Annotated in this window: 19 protein-coding genes and 1 tRNA gene; 12 read left to right on the top strand and 8 right to left on the bottom strand. The window is 53.4% G+C overall.

From position 1 onward, the window contains the following. The gene (locus GRI36_RS10590; RefSeq protein WP_160599185.1) at positions 1–633 is read right to left on the bottom strand and encodes a prolyl hydroxylase family protein; all 633 of its coding nucleotides are present in this window, start codon (positions 631–633) and stop codon (positions 1–3) included. 204 nt (positions 634–837) lie between these two features. Here GRI36_RS10590 and GRI36_RS10585 point away from each other — a divergent pair. From GRI36_RS10585 to GRI36_RS10545, 10 genes are all read left to right on the top strand, one after another. Beyond that, positions 838–914: transfer RNA gene (locus GRI36_RS10585), tRNA-His, on the top strand. A gap of 78 nt (positions 915–992) precedes the next feature. Continuing rightward, positions 993–2057 (top strand): Leu/Phe/Val dehydrogenase, encoded by a 1065-nt coding sequence (locus tag GRI36_RS10580; RefSeq protein WP_160598434.1) that lies wholly within the window; start codon positions 993–995, stop codon positions 2055–2057. 68 nt (positions 2058–2125) lie between these two features. Further along, on the top strand, positions 2126–2848 hold the full coding sequence (gene ccmC, locus GRI36_RS10575; RefSeq protein WP_160599184.1) for a heme ABC transporter permease CcmC: 723 nt from the start codon (positions 2126–2128) through the stop codon (positions 2846–2848). Further along, positions 2848–2988, top strand: a complete 141-nt coding sequence (locus GRI36_RS13750) for a hypothetical protein (protein WP_202392161.1) — start codon at positions 2848–2850, stop codon at positions 2986–2988. The genes ccmC and GRI36_RS13750 overlap by 1 nt, the downstream gene beginning before the upstream one ends. Further along, entirely contained in the window at positions 2985–3467 is a 483-nt protein-coding gene (gene ccmE, locus GRI36_RS10570; RefSeq protein WP_235902222.1) for a cytochrome c maturation protein CcmE, read from the top strand. Before GRI36_RS13750 ends, ccmE begins: the two co-directional genes overlap by 4 nt. After that, entirely contained in the window at positions 3464–5413 is a 1950-nt protein-coding gene (locus GRI36_RS10565; RefSeq protein WP_160598433.1) for a heme lyase CcmF/NrfE family subunit, read from the top strand. The genes ccmE and GRI36_RS10565 overlap by 4 nt, the downstream gene beginning before the upstream one ends. Beyond that, positions 5410–5940 (top strand): DsbE family thiol:disulfide interchange protein, encoded by a 531-nt coding sequence (locus tag GRI36_RS10560; protein WP_160598432.1) that lies wholly within the window; start codon positions 5410–5412, stop codon positions 5938–5940. The genes GRI36_RS10565 and GRI36_RS10560 overlap by 4 nt, the downstream gene beginning before the upstream one ends. Beyond that, entirely contained in the window at positions 5937–6356 is a 420-nt protein-coding gene (locus GRI36_RS10555; protein ID WP_160598431.1) for a cytochrome c-type biogenesis protein, read from the top strand. The genes GRI36_RS10560 and GRI36_RS10555 overlap by 4 nt, the downstream gene beginning before the upstream one ends. Continuing rightward, entirely contained in the window at positions 6353–6991 is a 639-nt protein-coding gene (locus GRI36_RS10550; protein WP_160598430.1) for a tetratricopeptide repeat protein, read from the top strand. The genes GRI36_RS10555 and GRI36_RS10550 overlap by 4 nt, the downstream gene beginning before the upstream one ends. A gap of 104 nt (positions 6992–7095) precedes the next feature. Next, positions 7096–9021 carry a potassium transporter Kup gene (locus tag GRI36_RS10545; protein WP_160598429.1) on the top strand — a complete coding sequence of 642 codons (1926 nt, stop codon included), beginning with the start codon at positions 7096–7098 and terminating at the stop codon, positions 9019–9021. A 281-nt stretch (positions 9022–9302) separates the two neighbouring features. Here the strand turns inward: GRI36_RS10545 and GRI36_RS10540 are convergent, their stop codons facing one another. The 5 genes from GRI36_RS10540 to GRI36_RS10520 are packed head-to-tail and all read right to left on the bottom strand — an operon-like array spanning position 9303 to position 14604. Then, a complete protein-coding gene (locus GRI36_RS10540) occupies positions 9303–9971 on the bottom strand; it encodes an inner membrane-spanning protein YciB (protein ID WP_160598428.1) in 669 nt (222 codons plus the stop codon). Continuing rightward, the gene (ftsY, locus tag GRI36_RS10535; RefSeq protein ID WP_160598427.1) at positions 9971–10894 is read right to left on the bottom strand and encodes a signal recognition particle-docking protein FtsY; all 924 of its coding nucleotides are present in this window, start codon (positions 10892–10894) and stop codon (positions 9971–9973) included. The genes GRI36_RS10540 and ftsY overlap by 1 nt, the downstream gene beginning before the upstream one ends. Beyond that, positions 10891–12075, bottom strand: coding sequence for a MiaB/RimO family radical SAM methylthiotransferase (locus GRI36_RS10530; protein ID WP_160598426.1), 1185 nt, complete (start codon positions 12073–12075; stop codon positions 10891–10893). The genes ftsY and GRI36_RS10530 overlap by 4 nt, the downstream gene beginning before the upstream one ends. After that, a complete protein-coding gene (gene dapF, locus GRI36_RS10525) occupies positions 12072–12878 on the bottom strand; it encodes a diaminopimelate epimerase (RefSeq protein ID WP_160598425.1) in 807 nt (268 codons plus the stop codon). Before dapF ends, GRI36_RS10530 begins: the two co-directional genes overlap by 4 nt. Positions 12879–12936: 58 nt before the next feature. Continuing rightward, the gene (locus GRI36_RS10520) at positions 12937–14604 is read right to left on the bottom strand and encodes a putative bifunctional diguanylate cyclase/phosphodiesterase (RefSeq protein ID WP_160598424.1); all 1668 of its coding nucleotides are present in this window, start codon (positions 14602–14604) and stop codon (positions 12937–12939) included. A gap of 169 nt (positions 14605–14773) precedes the next feature. Between GRI36_RS10520 and GRI36_RS10515 the strand changes: the two genes are divergently transcribed. Further along, on the top strand, positions 14774–15184 hold the full coding sequence (locus GRI36_RS10515; protein ID WP_160598423.1) for an EVE domain-containing protein: 411 nt from the start codon (positions 14774–14776) through the stop codon (positions 15182–15184). 314 nt (positions 15185–15498) lie between these two features. Here GRI36_RS10515 and GRI36_RS10510 read toward each other — a convergent pair whose 3' ends face one another. Next, complete coding sequence (locus tag GRI36_RS10510) at positions 15499–16854, bottom strand: MFS transporter (RefSeq protein WP_160598422.1); 1356 nt, start codon at positions 16852–16854, stop codon at positions 15499–15501. Between the two features lie 130 nt (positions 16855–16984). Here GRI36_RS10510 and pgsA point away from each other — a divergent pair, with 130 nt between their 5' ends. Continuing rightward, positions 16985–17593 carry a CDP-diacylglycerol--glycerol-3-phosphate 3-phosphatidyltransferase gene (gene pgsA, locus GRI36_RS10505; RefSeq protein ID WP_160598421.1) on the top strand — a complete coding sequence of 203 codons (609 nt, stop codon included), beginning with the start codon at positions 16985–16987 and terminating at the stop codon, positions 17591–17593. A gap of 41 nt (positions 17594–17634) precedes the next feature. On the opposite strand, the gene GRI36_RS10500 is transcribed toward pgsA, so the two are convergent. Then, positions 17635–17997: a PilZ domain-containing protein gene (locus GRI36_RS10500; protein WP_160598420.1), complete on the bottom strand. Its 363-nt coding sequence runs from the start codon at positions 17995–17997 to the stop codon at positions 17635–17637. Positions 17998–18092: the final 95 nt, after the last annotated feature.

The following is an 18092-nucleotide window of genomic DNA, read 5'->3' as shown; positions in this document are numbered from 1 at the left end:
TTAAATCCACTCCCTTTCACGGTACCATTTCGTTAAAATATATTTTAGGCCTTTACGGACTTTCATACCGTGGTGGAGGGTATTCGGGTTGACGCTTGTGTCGCTGCGCCGGTTATTCCAGCACAGCAGCTTTCCTGCTTCTGGCTGAAACACCTTTTTAAGAACTTTGAAGCGTGTCCCGCCGCCAGCCTCGACCTTATTGAGGTAAATCATAAAGGTCCAAGTCCGTTGGCCAGCAACGGAGCAATATTTTTCGAAGTCCTGACCGCTGGGCGAGAAATAGTCAGTGTGGGCCTTGAACTCCTGCCCCTCGGCATATCGTTGCCCTTGCAGCGGCTCTCCGTATTTGGGGTCGATGCCCGACAAATCCTTTAGCAGTGCTTCAACCTTCATCACTGCTAAATTATCAGGCGGCAGGTCGCAAGTTTCGCTGGTGCGAAAGTACTGGTCGCCATTATCATCCGCGATGGTGGAGGGGCGGCGTTCTGCATCGATCAGCGCGATTAATTCTTGCTGCAGGCTGGTCGGCACAAAATCGCGCAGTTGCAACAGCTCGATTTGATCTGATGGGAATCGCTGCACGCCATTCCGCTCAACCAGTCTCTTTGCTATAGATTCGCCTGTATCTTCCACTTGCGCAGTGTTAAGCGCTGGCACGCAGTTCGCAAGCGACGTAACAATCTTGCGTGAAAGCTGGATAATCGCAGTTTTCGCTTCCCAAAATACAAAACCTATGCAATTGGCTCGCGCCCGCCTCGGAAGCGGCTTGACCGCAGGGCTTGCGGGCTTAACAGGCCCATCAGCACGGCTTTTCCGAGAAAGCGGGCCGGATATGTGGCGATCGTAGCTCAGTTGGTTAGAGCGCCGGTTTGTGGTACCGGAGGTCGGGGGTTCGAGACCCCTCGGTCGCCCCACTATCCCCCTTGATTTGCCGTAAATTATATTACGCCCTTGCGGCGAACATCTTCCTCGATTGGGTTGGGGCATACGCGATGACGGCTTTTTGGACCGAAGCAGATTATGATGATCATGAGCATGTTCAGCTCGTGCATGACCGCGCGTCTGGCCTAACTGCGATTATCGCTCTTCATTCCACGCACCTCGGTCCTGGTGCCGGTGGTACGCGTTTCTGGCATTATCCCGATCCGAAAGACGCGATGCGCGATGCACTGCGACTCAGCCGAGGCATGAGCTATAAGAACGCGATGGCCGGGCTTCCGATGGGTGGCGGCAAAGCGGTCATTCTTGCAAGCAAAGACAAGTCCAAGACCGAAGAAATGCTTGCCGCTTTCGGCGACACGGTAAATGGTTTGGCCGGACGCTATATCACTGCTGAAGATGTCGGTATCAGCGAAGCAGATATGGTCGTGGTGTCAAAGCGCACCGATTACGTCTCGGGCCTGCCTGTATCAGGTAAGGATGCCGCTGGTGGTGATCCCGGCCCATTCACCGCGATGGGTATATATCTCGGTATCAAAGCGGCTGTGAAGCACAAGTTGGGCAAAGAATCAGTATCGGGTGTCCATATCGCAATCCAAGGCATTGGCAGCGTCGGCGGCGGGGTTGCGCGCTTGCTGGCACATGATGGTGCCAAATTAACTCTGTCCGACATCAACGAAGACCGCGCCCGTGCAATGGCCGGCGAGTTGGGCGGAGAGTTCTCTGCACCTGGTTCGATTATGGGCGTATCCTGTGACGTATTCAGTCCGAACGCGCTCGGTGCGATTTTGGATGATGCCGGTATAGCCCGGCTCGACGCACCGATTGTAGCTGGCGGGGCGAACAATCAATTGGCGCGTCAGGGGCATGGCAAAATGCTTGCCGAGCGAGGTATCCTCTTTGCGCCCGATTATGTAATTAACGCGGGTGGCATCATCAGTGTGGCGATGGAGTATATTTGCAAGCGTGATGGCGACCCATGCGACATCAATGAAGTTCGCAAGCGGATCGCTCAAATACCGGGCAGGCTTGAGGAAATCTGGCGTGAAAGCGAGTCTTCCGGCGTATCCTCGGACGCAGTCGCGGACCGGATGGCGCAAAAGCTGATTGGGCGTTGAATAAATAGTCCGATTCGCAGGCTTGCGAGCGCCGTCCTGCGGTGCCAAGACTGCCCCCGGACCAAACGATGCACGGCTTTGCCAATCCCAAACGATTCCTGTCGCTGGCGCGATGGTTGACACCGCTTCTTCTTGGAAGCGGCTTGGTGCTGTCTGCTCTCGCGTTAATTTGGGGCCTTCTATTCGTCTCCCCTGACAGATTGATGGGGGAAACAGTCCGAATTCTATTCATTCATGTTCCCGCCGCTTGGCTGGGAATGGGCGGTTGGACTGCAATAGCAATTTCAAGCCTGGTGTATTTGGTTTGGAGGCATCCGTTGGCAAGCCTAGCCGCGCGTGCTGCAGCAGTGCCGGGTTTGGTGTTTACCGCAATCTGTCTTGTCACCGGTTCAATATGGGGACGGCCCACTTGGGGAACCTGGTGGGTCTGGGACGGGCGGCTGACATCGATGCTAGTGCTTCTCTTCCTTTATGTCGGTTATATCGCCCTTTCACAGGCCGTCAGCCGCGATGGTGGATCGAGCAAGATTCCAGCGATCTTTGGACTGGTCGGTGCGATCAACATTCCGATTATCAACCGCTCGGTCGTTTGGTGGAATTCGCTTCACCAACCGCCAAGCATTACCATGGGAAAAAGCGCAATCGATGCGGAGTTTCTTTTTCCGTTGTTGGTAGCCGTGGTTGGCTTCTCGCTGCTGTTTGGCGGCGTAGTACTGGCGAGAATGCGTGCTTTGCTCGCTGATATGCAAACCGAAGGCCGTCTGCGCCGCAAAGCGATGGGCGCAAAGTGATGCGTGAAAATCTGGATCAATGGGACTTCGTGATTGCCTGCTATGCAGTTGGCATCATAGGGACTTTGGCAATGACTGTGTGGAGCTGGATTGCTATGCGCCGGGCCGAAGCACGCCGCGATAAGGTAAAGCGCAAATGACCGATCCCAAGAGTTACGCGATGAAGGCCAAGCATCAACGGCTGATATTGGTTGTGGTCGCCTTGGCCGCTATTATTGGCGCCGGTTTTCTGGCTGCCTATGCTTTGCAAAGCGAAGCGAACTACTTCTACGAACCTGGTCAAATCGCAGCTGATCCGCCCGAGGTGGGTCAAGCCATCCGTTTGGGCGGAATGGTTCAAGAAGGGTCGCTGAACACGCTTGAAGATGGGATAACCGTGGCCTTTGTCGTGACCGACAAGGAAAGCGCGACTGTGGATGTGCGCTACACTGGAATACTGCCAGATTTATTTGTCGAAGGGTCCGGCGTGGTCGCAGATGGCCGTATGGATGAAGAAGGTGTGTTCATCGCTGACGAATTGCTCGCCAAGCATGATGAGAATTACGTACCGCGCGAATTGCAGGACATGGATCAGCACGCACCCGATAAAACCCTGATACCTGCGGAGCAGACCACATGATTGCTGAGTTGGGCCTTGCGGCGCTGTGGATTGCCGCTGCTCTGGCTGTGTTGCAATTGGTTGGCGGAGCGGTTGCGCAACGCGATCCTGAAAGTGATTTGGCCAAACTTGTACGGCCTGCGGCGATTATCCAAGGCGTGTTAGCTGCATTCTCGTTCGTGATGCTGCTGTATCTGTTTGCCGTTACAGACCTGTCAGTAAAGCTGGTCGCAACCAATTCGCATTCCGACAAACCGATGATTTTCAAACTGGCCGGGGCATGGGGCAACCATGAGGGGTCGATGCTCCTATGGATTACCGTAATGGCCATGGCAGGCGGTTTGATTGGGCTGGTTGAACGCCGTCTGCCAGAAAAGACAATGATGGCGACCTTGGCCGCGCAAGCGTTTGTCGCTATGGGTTTTTACGCTTTCATCTTACTTAGCAGTAACCCGTTCGAGCGCCTGCCGCAGCCAGCGATTGAGGGAATGGGTCTGAACCCGCTATTGCAAGATATCGGTCTGGCATTTCATCCGCCTACTTTGTATTTCGGTTATGTTGGCCTGTCCGTTGCATTCAGTTTTGCGGTTGGCGCTCTGCTCACCCGTAAAGTCGGGCCTGATTTTGCCCGGGCGATGCGTCCATGGGTCCTGGGCGCGTGGATATTCCTTACACTCGGCATAACCGCGGGCAGCTATTGGGCTTATTATGAGCTTGGTTGGGGCGGTTGGTGGTTCTGGGATCCGGTCGAAAACGCATCATTGATGCCATGGCTTGCTGCGACCGCTTTGCTCCATTCGGTCAGTGTTTTGGCCGCCCGTGATGCGTTGCGCGCTTGGACGATTATGCTGGGCGTGGTGGCTTTCTCGATGTCGATGCTCGGCACTTTCTTGGTCCGCTCGGGTATTTTGACAAGCGTTCACGCCTTTGCCGTTGATCCTGAACGTGGTTCCTTCATTTTGGTGCTGCTCGCGCTTTATATCGGCGGCGCGTTGCTGCTGTTCGCCCTTAGGGCAGGTACTGTTGCAGAAGGGGAGCGGTTCGCGATTGCAAGCCGAGAGGGCGCGTTGGTTTTTAACAACGTTATGCTCAGCGCAATCCTTGGCATTGTTCTGCTCGGCACGCTCTATCCCCTGCTTACAGAAGCCTTCGATGTGAGGGTTTCTGTTGGGCCACCATATTTTAATCCGGTTGGAGCGATCTTTGTCATTCCAATGCTGATGGTGATGGCAGTTGGGCCTCTGCTGCGTTGGCGCAACGACAATTTCCATCGCGTCAAATTGCCAATGGCGATGGTCGCAGGAATAATGTTGGCTGTGCTGGCACTCGTGCTGGTGCTCGGCTCTTATGGCTGGTTGCCGATGCTTGGCTTGGCGGTGTCGATTGGCCTTGCAATTGGTAGTTTCCTACCGCTTCGGGGGCGCAATTTGCTTCGTGTGCCAACCGCGACTTGGGGCATGGTAATTGCCCACTTTGGTATTGCTGTCGCGCTGTTCGGGATGGCGAGCGAATCTGCGTTTTCGGAAGAACGCTTGGCCGCAGTCGAAGTGGGTGACAGCACGCAGGTTGGTCCTTGGACAGTTGTGCTCGATCAAGTCGCACCGGTTGCAGGGCCTAACTGGACTGCGATTGAGGGGCGTCTATCGGCCCAATATGGTGACGGGGCTGCTATCGACCTGCGTCCGCAGTCGCGCAACTTCTGGGCTCCGCCGCAAGAAACCACCGAAAGCACGCTTGCGACTCGTTGGAATGGCCAACTCTATGCAGTGATCGGCAATCAGGCGAGCGATGGACGCTGGCAGCTGAGACTGTGGTGGAAGCCGTTTGTGACCCTGATTTGGTACGGCGGCATCTTGGTTGCACTGGGCGGTTTGCTTGCGTTGATTGGCCGTCTGAGGACCGACCTGAAGCGGCGCTCTGCAAAGTCTCGAAATGCCGAGCGAAAGCTCGAAGAGGCTGAGGTATGACAAGATGGACCTTCTGGATCCCCTTGGGGCTATTCGCGGCCTTCTGCGGCCTTGCTGCGTATCAATTAACGCAGCCCAAGGACGAATTCATCGCTAGCACCATGATTGGCAAACCGGTGCCCGATTTCGCTTTGCGTCCAGCACATGATGAGAGGCCGGGCCTGACGATTGCCAATTTGAGGGATGGCAAGCCGAAGCTGCTCAACATTTGGGCGAGCTGGTGTGTCCCTTGCATCGCGGAGGCACCGTATCTTGAAGCCTTAAGGGCGCAAGGTGCCGAGGTTGTCGGCGTGGCCATCCGCGATCGTCCCGCGGACGTCTCCCGATTTCTGGCGACCTATGGCAACCCGTACAGCCGGATCGGCGCGGATGATTTGTCCGAGGTGCAGCTGAGCATCGGTTCATCTGGCGTGCCGGAGACATTTGTGGTCGATGGCAATGGCATCATTACATACCAACATATTGGGGACGTTCGCGCAGAGCATGTGCCAATGTTGCTGCAAGCCCTTGCGGAGGCAGGTCAATGAAACGGGCAGTGTTGAGTATTTTGGCGGCGTTACTGTTGGCTCCTGCGTTAAGCGCGGCGAATGCTCAACAGCAACTGGCACCCGCACCTCTTGCTTACCAGCAATTGCCAGATACCCAGCAGGAAGAAGCCGCTCAAGGCCTAATGGAAACGCTCCGTTGCCTTAAATGCCAGAGCCAGTCGATTGCCGACAGCGATGCACCTATGGCTGGCGATATGCGCCATCAGGTCCGCACGCGTATTGCCGCCGGCGAAGATCCCGAAGCCATCCGCGCATGGTTGGTGGACCGTTACGGCGACTATGTCAGTTATGACCCGACAATTAGCCAATCGACTTGGCCGCTATTTGCGGTCCCGCTGATGTTGCTATTGATCGCAGCTTTGCTTCTTTGGCGTCGATTTAGGAAAACCGCATGAGCTGGATACCGTTAATCGCGCTTGGCGTCACCGCGTTCTTGATCGCTGCGTTTGTGTTAAAGCTGCCAAAATCAGCTTGGTCCATTTTTGGCGCCGCGATGTTGTTCGGCCTTGCCGGATATGCATTGCAAGGCAACCCGGGCTATTCCGGAGCGCCCAAAACTACCGATCCGGTCGAAGGAGAAAGCAATTTCGCGATGATTGAGGCGCGCCGGGAATTTTTCGATCCGGACATGATGCCAAGTCGGTTTGTGGTCACGGCCGATGCGTTTTCGCGCAATGGTAAGCATCAGGATGCAGCCAATATGTTGCGCAATGCAGTCACAGAAAAACCCGATGATGCAGAAGCTTGGCTGGCTCTAGGCAATGCATTGATAGAACATGCAGACGGCACGTTAACGCCCGCTGCTATGTATTCTTACTCGCGAGCTGAAAAGCTAAACCCGCTGAATCCCGCGCCAACCTATTTTCTGGGGGTGGCGTTTCTAAGGTCTGGCCAGCCTGGTCAAGCGCGCGGTGTTTGGGCGGATTTGCTCGAAAATGCGCCGGATGATGCCGCGTGGCGTCCGCAACTCGAAGAACGTCTTGGACGCCTGGACGAGTTGCTGGGCCAGACGGGCGGTCTGACTGACTAAATGCGCTGCCAGTTGCGAGGCCTAGGCGTTACTGCTAATGGCCGCCGCCTTTCTCCCGGTTGCCATGGTGACGCCGGTTTCACTCAGTCGGGATCCCCGGTTTTATGACTGAAGCATCCAAGCACATTGTCGCGCCGCCGCCAGGCTCGCAGACGGGCCATAGCGCGACGAAGGGCGCGTTGGCAGTTGGGGCAATTGGCGTTGTGTTCGGGGATATCGGCACAAGTCCGCTTTACGCGTTTCGTGAAACCTTTGTCGGGCCGTATAAACTTGCCTTAGACAACGCCCATGTTCTGGGTGTCATCAGCTTGATATTCTGGTCCATGACACTGGTTGTTTCGATCCAGTACGTCATGATATTAATGCGCGCCGACAACAAGGGACAAGGCGGATCGCTCGCCTTGGTCGCACTCATTTCCAGCCACATCGGCAAGTCGAAATATGCGTGGATAGCGGTTTTGCTAGGAGTTTTTGCTACATCGCTATTTTACGGCGACAGTATGATCACACCCGCGATATCCGTCCTTTCAGCTGTCGAGGGACTTACGGTTGTGGATCACCGGCTTGACCCATTTGTGATACCTATCGCACTAGTGCTGCTGGTTTGCTTGTTTCTGCTTCAGAAGCGCGGAACAGCTAAGGTAGGCGCCTTGTTTGCGCCTGTTATGATTGTCTATTTCCTGGTCATCGCCAGCATGGGCGCATGGCAAATTTTCCAGACACCGGAAATTTTGTGGGCGTTGAACCCCTATCATGCAGTCAATTTCTTTATTCTGGACGGGGTGACTGCCTTTTTGGCGCTTGGCTCTGTTGTTTTGGCTGTGACAGGGTCAGAGGCCCTCTATTCGGATATGGGGCACTTTGGGCGCGGCCCGATGCGCCTTTCGTGGTTCGGATTTGTCATGCCCTGTTTGCTACTCAATTATTTCGGGCAGGGCGCGATGATTATTGGACTACCCAATGATCAAGCGATGCTGGCCATTCAGAGCCCGTTCTTCTTCTTAGCTGCCGAGGAATGGCGCCTGCCATTGGTAATATTGGCGACATTTGCGACATTCATCGCCAGCCAAGCGGTCATATCAGGCGCGTTCTCGATCACCCATCAAGCTATGCAGATGGGATATATTCCCCGCTTGTCGATTCGCCACACTAGCGAAACCGAAGGCGGCCAAATTTACATCCCGACTGTCAATTGGGCGCTTATGATTGCAGTGATTGTGTTGGTTTTGACATTCCAGAACTCGTCCAATCTCGCCTCGGCTTACGGCATTGCAGTAACAGGTGCAGTCACCATCGATACATTGCTGATGGCAGTGTTACTGATGGGCGTCTGGAAATGGAAATGGTGGTATGCTGCGCCGATCGTAGTTCTGTTCCTCATTGTCGACGGTGCCTATTTCGCAGCGAACCTAGCAAAGGTTCCTGACGGTGGCTGGTTCCCGCTGATGGTCGGATTCGTCGCCTTTACGTTGCTCACGACTTGGGCGCGTGGGCGTAAGCTGATGCGGGAACGAATGTCGGAAGTAACTCTGCCGATGGAGATATTCGCCAAGTCAGCCAAGAACAGCGCGACCCGTGTTCCGGGAACAGCGATCTTTATGGCCTCCGCAAAAGGCGGAGTACCGTCTGCGCTTCTGCATAATATCAAGCATAACAAAGTCATTCACGAGCGCGTAGTCATCCTGACGGTAGAAATCGCCGAGATACCCTATGTCGATCCTGAAACCAGATGCGAGTATCATGATTTGGGCGATGGCTTCTTCCGCGCCGTGCTGCATTACGGCTTCATGGAAGCAACCGATGTGCCCGAAGGACTGAAAAATATGGATCGTTGCGGCGGCAGGTTCGACATGATGCAGACAAGTTTCTTCCTCTCGCGACAAACTCTTTTGCCATCAGAGAAACCGGGGATGCCGATTTGGCGAGAGAAAATATTCGCTTGGATGCTGAGGAACTCGGCGACGGCGATGGAATTCTTCCGCTTGCCAACGAACAGGGTAGTAGAGCTGGGCAGCCAAGTCAGAATTTAGCGCGGTTTCGAGGAAACACAGTGACACATGCTTTACGAAGTGGACACTGCGTCACCTTCGCCGACCTTGCTTAAGTTATTGAAAAATGAATGTTTGCCCTGATTGCTAAAGCTGGATTGCGGGGCACCCTCCGGGGCAATTTACGGTTGGCGGCCGGTGCCTGTGCAGTCAGCGCACATAGGCTGTCGGTAAAATCCGTCCCAAAGCATCAATCATAATGTGCTGAAGTTGGAAAATTATTTCCTTGCTCGTCGCTGAGTTTGACTCATGAAAATTTGAGTTCACCCTGCCGGCGGTTCTTCCTTGAGCACCTTATCAGTCTCACCGATATCCAGGCCGTGCTTCAGCAGCATAGGTATCTGGCTGAAGGTGAATAGGAATGTCAGCGGCATAAACACCCAGAATTTGGCCCACAGCCATGTCTCAAAGCTATCATTCTCGACATTGTAGAAATATCGCAAGACTTCATTGAGTGCTGCGAGAGCAAAGAAAAAGAAGCCCCAATTGCGCGAAAGCTTTAGCCAGCCTTCATCGCTAAGGCCTTCAAATGCGGCTTCGAGCAGGACTTTAAGCAGCGCTTTGCCTTTCCACAACCAACCAATGATCAGGACCGCCCCGAACATCGAATAGATGATTGTCGGCTTCAATTGGACAAATGTAGGATCGCCAAAAAAGATCGTAAGCGCCCCAAATCCGACTATTAGCGCTGTTGAGAACATCAGCATCGGTGACACTTTGCCAAGCTTGAACTTTGAAAACAGCAAGGCAATTATCGCTGCGACCATGAACGCGAGTGTCCCCTTTATAACCGCGGCGATCTCCGCAATTGCCTCGCTCTCCTCCGGTGAAAAATATTTGTAAACGCCTAGAAAAACCACCAACGGGCCATAGTCGACCAGCACGTTGAGCCAACCAGAGCTTTGCTTTTTCGGGATTTGTGCATCAGCCATCAGGCAACTCCTGCAATAACTCGCGCGACCAGATCGGGGTCGAACGGCCTAAGATCATCAATAGTTTCGCCCACGCCAATCGCGTGGATAGGCAAGCCGAATTGTTCGGCAGCAGCGACCAGCACGCCGCCGCGCGCGGTCCCATCAAGCTTGGTCATAATAAGTCCTGTCACGCCGGCGACTTCTTTAAATGTTTCGATTTGCGACAGCGCATTTTGACCATTTGTCGCATCAAGTACCAGCACCACATCATGTGGAGCCTCTGGGTTTAACCGGCCGAGAACGCGGCGAATTTTCTCGAGTTCATCCATCAGCTCACGTTTATTTTGCAGGCGGCCTGCGGTGTCGACAATTAATGCGTCGATCCCTTGGGCGGTCGCTGCTTTCACGCCATCGAATACAATGCTTGCTGGATCGCCGCCTTCTGGTCCGCGAATTATCGGGGTTCCGATACGTTCCGCCCATGTCGCCAATTGACCAATTGCCGCAGCACGAAACGTATCCCCGGCAGCCAGCATCACGCTGTAATCGTCTTCCTGGAACCAATGGGCGAGCTTTGCGATAGTTGTCGTTTTTCCGCTGCCATTTACGCCGATTACCAAAATGACTTGTGGGCGGGGAAATGCGACAATTTCTATCGGCTTGGCTACCGGGCGCAGAATTTCCGCGATTTCTTCTGCAACGGCTTCTTTCAGCTCTTGCTCGGTTATGTTGAGGCCGAAACGTTTTTCAGAAAGCTTGGCTCTTATGCGGGCCGCTGCCGAAGGCCCTAGATCAGACAGGATCAAGGCATCTTCGACATCATCGAGCGTTGTATCGTCTAGCTTTGCTGTGCCGACAGCAGCCGTCAGATTAGTCGAAAGTCTTTCAGATGTTTTGCGGAAGCCGCCAAAAACGCGGTCGGTCCAGCTTGTATCGCTCATCGCAGCAAACCCTTGTCGATTCCGGTCGGTGTCAAAGTGACAATCCTGCCCGGCGCAATTCCTTCAGGAACCGCAACACGGGCGAAGTTTGGAGCATAGCCTGTCCCGTCACGCTCGGCGAGGATTGGCAACGCTTCGCCCACAAGGCTTTGCAGCCAAGTGCTCCGCCGTTCAGCAACATCTGCGCGTAATTCCGCTGCGCGAGCCTTAATGATCGAACGGTCTATCTGCGGCATCCGTGCAGCGGGCGTGTTGGGGCGAGGGGAGTATGGGAAAATATGGCCATGGACGATGTCCAACTCGCCGATAATCGAGCGGTTAGCGTGATGCATCGCATCGTCTTCGGTCGGAAAACCGGCAATCAGGTCCGCGCCAATCGCGATATCGGGTCGCTTGGCCTTCAGGCGCTGAACCAGAGCGACCGCATCATGACGCAAGTGGCGGCGCTTCATCCGCTTCAGGATCATGTCGTGCCCATGCTGCAGCGATAAATGCAAATGCGGCATTAGTCGTTGCTCGTTGGCAAGCAAATCCTCGAGCAAAGGGTCGATTTCTATTCCGTCAAGCGATGACATGCGCAGACGCTGCAATTCAGGAAAATTGTTCAATACGGCGGCTACCATCGACCCAAGCGTGGGTGTATTGGGCAAGTCGTGCCCCCACGAGGTGACATCGACGCCTGTGAGCACGATTTCCGGCGCTCCATGCTCCAGATGCTTGCCAACTTGCTCTAATATTTGCGTGATCGTCGTCGACCGGCTCTTGCCTCGGCCTTGAGGAATGACGCAGAAAGTGCAGGCATGGTCGCAGCCGTTTTGTACCGTGATGAAAGCTCGCGTTCGGCTGGCCACAACCGGATTCGGCCCCGCAGGAATGTTCCATGCTCGAGGATCTAGCTTGGCCGTGTTTGCGATTAATCCGTCTACCTCGGGCATTGTACCAAGTTGGTCGCGTTCGATGTCTGCGGCACAGCCGGTAACTAACAACCGAGCGTCTGGCCTTGCCCGGCGCGCTTTGCGAATGGCTTGACGGGTTTGGCGGACAGCTTCTGACGTTACTGCACAGCTGTTGATGACAACAATGTTGTCATCCTCGGCCAGCATCGACTTGATCTGCTCACTTTCTGAAATGTTTAGGCGGCATCCAAGTGTGATGACTTCCGCGCCGTTTGAGGCGGTCATGCGAAATCGTCCCATTCGAATGTCCCGCGGAAGGATTCGGTGGCTGGTCCCTCCATGATAATTGGCTGCCCATCAGCCCATTGGATGTCCAGCGTTCCCCCCGGCAAATGGACTTTAACAGGGGAGGTCACCAATCCCCCTTTAATTGCAGCGACCGCGGTGGCGCAGGCCCCTGTACCGCAGGCTTTGGTCAAGCCGACGCCTCGCTCCCAAACGCGCAGGTTGATGGCGCCGTTTCGGACATCAGCGACATTCACATTTATACCTTCGGGAAACAAAGGGTCATTTTCTATCAGAGGGCCCAGCCGGTCGAGTCCGATTGTCTCGGAGTCGTCAACAAAGAAGATAATGTGCGGATTACCAACATTGACCGCAATAGGATTGGTCAATTCCTCCCACGAAAGCGGCAGATTTGCGGTGTCCATCGCATACTCAAGCGGAATTGACTGCCAGTCGAATGAAGGAACGCCCATATCGACACGCGCACCATTATCTGTTGGAGTGACCGTGATTAAGCCTCCATTGGTTTCAACCGAAGCGGCAGAGCCATGCAGCAGTGCCACAGCGCGTGAAGCATTGCCGCATGCCTCAACTTCGCCGCCATCAGAATTGTAGATGCGCATCTTGAAATCGGCCAATTGGGATTTTTCAAGGAGGATCAACTGATCGCACCCAATTCCCGTATTACGGTCCGCGAGCGCTGAAGCGATCTGCTTGTCAATCGAAGGCACCGCATCCACCCGTGCATCAAGCATGATGAAGTCGTTGCCTAGGCCGTGCATCTTGATGAAGGGTACGCGCATTATACTGCGCATCTATGCATCGAGCCCGTCTGCGTCCAGTCCTACGGCAATGTATTACCTAAGCGGAATTGCGACGGCGTTCAGAAACCTGTTCCTTGTCCTTGTCCGTGGCTGCTGGCTCGTCTGTTCCAGGGTTTACGGATAGCATATTGAGATCTCTCAAGCGAATAAGTACCCTTTCGGCGGGTTCAGGCCGGCCATAAAGATATCCTTGGCCCTTCATTTTCCCGCGACCGCGCAGGGCTTCAAGAATTTTTGTGTCTTCGATCCCTTCTGCTGTGATCGGCAAATCAAGTCCGTGACCCAATGAAATTATTGCATTGACGATTTTCTCGCTTGCTTCTTCATCATTGAGTTCACCCACAAAACTGCGATCAATTTTCAACCTGTCAAAGGGAAGGGCACGCAATTGGGTAAGGCTTGAATAGCCAGTTCCAAAATCGTCGAGGCTGATCTGGATGCCTTGGTTTTTAAGGCTGGTGATCATTGTTTTCACCACGGCAAGGTTTTCGTGAAGGCAGCTTTCAGTGATCTCAATCTCCAACCTCTGTGGTGGGAAATTGTGTTTGACCAGTAACTTGAGCAATTTTTGTGAGAACCACGGGTCGCGCAGTTGGACCGGCGAAATATTGACCGATAAGGTGAGTTTCGGATTCCATTGTTTCGCGTCGATTAGCGCTTGCTCAATTAATTGCTCGGATAGAATCGAAATTGCGCCAATCTCTTCGGCGATTGGGATGAAGATAGTTGGATTGACCAATCCCAGATCAGGCGAATTCCACCGAGCCAGCATTTCGAACCCGACCAACGTACCGCTGTCCAAGTCAATTTGCTGTTCGTAATAGGGCACGAATTCACTTTTTTGGATGCCTCTGCGGATACCTTGTTCCAGCTCATTGCGAAAACGCAATTCGCTTTCCATTGATGCTTCGAACCAAAAATAACGATTCTTGCCCTGCTTCTTGGCATGATACATCGCGATGTCAGCACGGTGCATCAGCGTATCGGCATTGACGAAGCTGTCCGCGCTGGAATCCTGCGCAAGATTATTCGCGATGCCAAGCGACATGGTATTCTCAACAGGATAGCCCTTGATAGTCTCAGGCTTACTAACCGCAGCTATCATCCTTGAAACCAGCGTGTCGATTGTATCGGGGTTCTGGCTTGAATATGGAATGACGCAGGCGAATTCATCACCGCCCAAGCGAGCAATCAAGGCATCAGGCGGCATAATTACCTGAATTCGCTGAGTGGTAAGCTTCAGAACTGCATCGCCGACTGTGTGACCGTAAAGGTCATTAACCTGCTTGAAATTATCGAGGTCAATCATCAGGAAGGCAACGGCATCTTTGCCAGCAGCGGCACCGGCAATAAGTCTGTCAGTAGCTGACCCAATGCTGCGCCTGTTTAGGCAGCCTGTCAGTGCATCGGTCTCTGCAAGAATTTTGGCGCTTTCTTCGGCCTTGCGGCGCTCGGCAATTTCGGAAATCAGCTGGCGGTAACGGCGCATCCCGAAGATTATCAGCGCGATATTGAGTAGCAGTGCATTGGTGAGGAGGTGGTCTGGCCCAGCTGTACCATGTATCCAGCTGCGTGCGATTTTTGGAAGGACCGTGCTGCCAGTGCCAACAAACATGATGATCGCAGCTATAGCTATACCAAGTGCGATAAGGTCACGATGGACTCGTTTGTGGCTTTCGCCAGCTGGATAGCTCGTCTTTGACATCTTGCGAGCAGGAAAGCTCCCGCTAACGTCCCCGGAATAGTTCTACTCGCGGTGCTAATCGCACGCTTAAATTAAAGAAGTGGTTAATTTGTCCGTGGCGCAAAGTAGTATCCACCTGCTTAGGCAGTTAGATGGCTTGAGCAGCACAATTATCGAACGGAGCACCTGAATGGCTAGATACTGGCTGATGAAGTCTGAGCCTTGCGAATATAGCTGGGACGATCTGGTCAAAGACCAGGAAGGGATTTGGAGCGGTGTTCGTAATCACCGTGCGAAGAACAATCTTGCAGCTATGGAAGTGGGTGATCAGATATTTTTCTACCATTCGAACATCGGGTTGGAAATCGTCGGTATCGCTGAAGTCAGCGTTGCAGGAATCACAGACCCGACCGACCCCGAGGGGAAATGGGCAGCGGTTAGGCTGATCCCCAAATACAAACTTCCCAACCCGGTCTCGCTAAAGCAAATCAAGGCAGATCCCGCTCTGGCCGAAATGGAGGTCGTTAAGCTTATGCGTTTGTCTGTCAGTGAAGTGCGCCCATCAGAATGGGATCATATTATGGAAATCGCTGGCGCTTAATCGAGCAGCCCTGAACAGCCGGATGCGGGCGTTTGCTCTGCCGTGTGGAATAACAAGCTTAATGTCCCATCCTGTGACGCCCCTGATTGTCGGCGCGCATAATGGTTAGTGATCAGTTAACGCTTCGGGCATGAGAAGATCATTAGTCCTTACCGATGAGCAAGCGGGCCACCCGTTCCTTGCGTCGTTGCCGCCTCATTTACGGTCGGGGGCACCTCCACTTCGAGCACGCCCCCAACTGAGATTGACACGCAATGATATTCGCGGGTTTTTTGCAGCCTATCTGGGATGCTTCATCGCGGTGACCATCTTCATCAGTTAAAGCTGGCTTCGGATTGGTTGCCGCTTGTCGGCGAATCCTTTGACGCCGCCGCAATCTCCGCCTTGTAAAGCCGGTGGCCTAACCATGCGGATATCAGGCACATTCCGGCACTCAGGAGCAGTTGTTCAGGGATGGATATCCCGATCACGTTGAGCAGCATGGCTGCGAGCGAGCCGGCCACCATTGCACCCGAATTAACAATATTGTTGGCCGCGATTGTCCGCGCGGCCTGCTCTGGTGCGACACGGGTCGTCAAAAATGCGTAAAGCGGAACCACGAACATGCCCCCGGCAACCGCAATCCCTAGCAAACAGAGCAACAGAAATGCTGCCATTGGCCAAGCGATAAATTCCCAAACCCCGAGCAGCTCGGTCGGTTGATCAGCGGCCCAAAGCCGAGTGACAAAATAAAATGCTACGACAAAAAGCCCCATAGCAAGGACCGAGACCGGCGAATACTTGGCTGAAACCTTGCCCTTCAGCAGCATGTTGATCGAAATTGAGCCGATTGCCACCCCAACCGAGAAAATGACCAAGAACAGGCTTGCAACTGCGGGTTCTGCCATGATGACATTTTTTGCGAGCGGGATGAACTGGATGAATAGCACAGCGCCAATCGTCCAGAAAAAGCTGATAGCCATAATCGCGTAGAAAACCTCGCGGTTATGCATTGTTTCTTGAATCAGGTTTTTGGAAGCTCGGAAAATATTCCAGTCGAGCTTCTCCTTGATCAGCCCTTGGGGCGGCGCATCTGGCACTTGGCGGCTGACGAAATAGCCTGCGATTGCTGTCAAAACGACCGCGACCATTGCATATTGCACGTCGATCCAGCCGGCCAGGATGGTTCCGGCAAGGATCGCGATATAGGTGCCGGCTTCTACCAATCCGGTGCCAGCCAGCACTTCTTCTTTCTTCAAATGCTGGGGTAAAATCGCGTATTTTATAGGCCCCAAAAATGTCGATTGGACGCCGGTTAGGAGCAAGGCCAGCAACATAAGCGGTATAGCAATTTCCTCGACTAAAAAGCCTGTCCACGCCAGATAAAGCCCTACCGCGCCAATCAGCATTAAGATGATTTCGCACGCTTTTACAGTTCGGATAATCGCCGCCTTATCTCGCATATCGGCGAGTTGCCCGGCCAATGCTGACAGTAAAAAGAACGGCAAAATAAACAAACCCGAGGCGACCGACGCGAATGTTCCTTCGGAGCTTGGCGAGTTATATACCTGATACACTACGAACAGGACCATCGCGTTCTTGTAGAGATTGTCATTAAACGCATTGAAAAGCTGGGTGATAAACAGCGGCAGAAAACGCCTTCTGTTCAAAAGGTGTGTAGTGGTTGTCATGAATCCCCGTCTGAAACCAATCCCTTGGCGGGTGGTCTAGCCGTTTGCAGAGTTTGGACAAGGATAAAGGGGGTGCACAATCGCATTCAGGTGCTTTTGCCTTTGCGCTTACTAGGGTAATGCGCGGCTGATGATGACTTTGCCAAACATTCTAACACTGTCGCGTATTGTGGCGGTTCCGCTGCTTGCGGCGCTTTTGTGGTGGCCGGAATGGCGATTGGGATATGGCCTTGCGGTTATCTTATATGGGTTGATGGCAATTACCGATTATTTCGATGGCTATCTTGCCAGGTCGAGCGGCGCGGTTTCAAAGCTGGGTATTTTTCTGGACCCGATTGCGGATAAGATCATGGTCGCGTCGGTAATTCTTGTGCTGACTGCTCAAGGGTATCTTCGTGGCCCCTATGTCGGCGATTTGCATGTTATTGCCGGATTGATCATCCTGATGCGCGAAATCGCAGTATCGGGCCTTCGTGAGTTTCTGGCTGGACTGCAAGTGTCAGTGCCAGTGACCAAACTTGCGAAATGGAAAACAACCTTACAATTGGTCGCGCTCGGTGCACTGATTTTAGGTGGTGCCGTGGAAGGGCCGCCATGCAGTATCGACGCTGCGCAATGCCCACCACTGATAGATCAATGGATTCATACGGTTGGGCTGGTCAGTCTTTGGGCAGCAGCGATTCTGACGCTTATTACAGGCTGGGATTATTTGAGAGTCGGCCTCAAGCACATGGATTGAGCCGGCCAAATTGTGGCCGCTTTCGCCTTCGGCGGCTCTATCTACTCAATCAATCCAACTGCCACAGGCAGGCTTTCAACTATCGGAATTCCGAAGCGGTCACGCGGATCATCGCGGTCAAAATCTTCACCAGTTGTGTAACCAAAATGCTCGACGACCTTCTGGTGTAGCGGGAGATCGAATTTTACCCCGGCATTCTTGCCGACGCGCCAAGCAATTTTGCCCGGCATGATCGCTTTACCGGTTAGAACGATTTTGACTTCAGCATCCTGTACGGCGTCTTTCGTTGGAGTCTCGATCATGCAGCCACCGCTAGAAAGGTTATACAGTGCAACCTTGTGCCGTTTACGCCCGATGACGCAGTCAATTTCTAGGTCCGTTGTAAAACGATTGTATGAACGCATAGCCCGTTTCCGATTTTCGGTTGACGATATATAGTTTATACTATCAGCAAAATTACCAACAAATTATGAATGCAAAGTATATCGCGGGTTCAATT

This window comes from Pontixanthobacter gangjinensis (assembly GCF_009827545.1).
Lineage (GTDB): Bacteria > Pseudomonadota > Alphaproteobacteria > Sphingomonadales > Sphingomonadaceae > Pontixanthobacter > Pontixanthobacter gangjinensis.
This window is presented reverse-complemented; position numbering and strand designations above follow the sequence as displayed.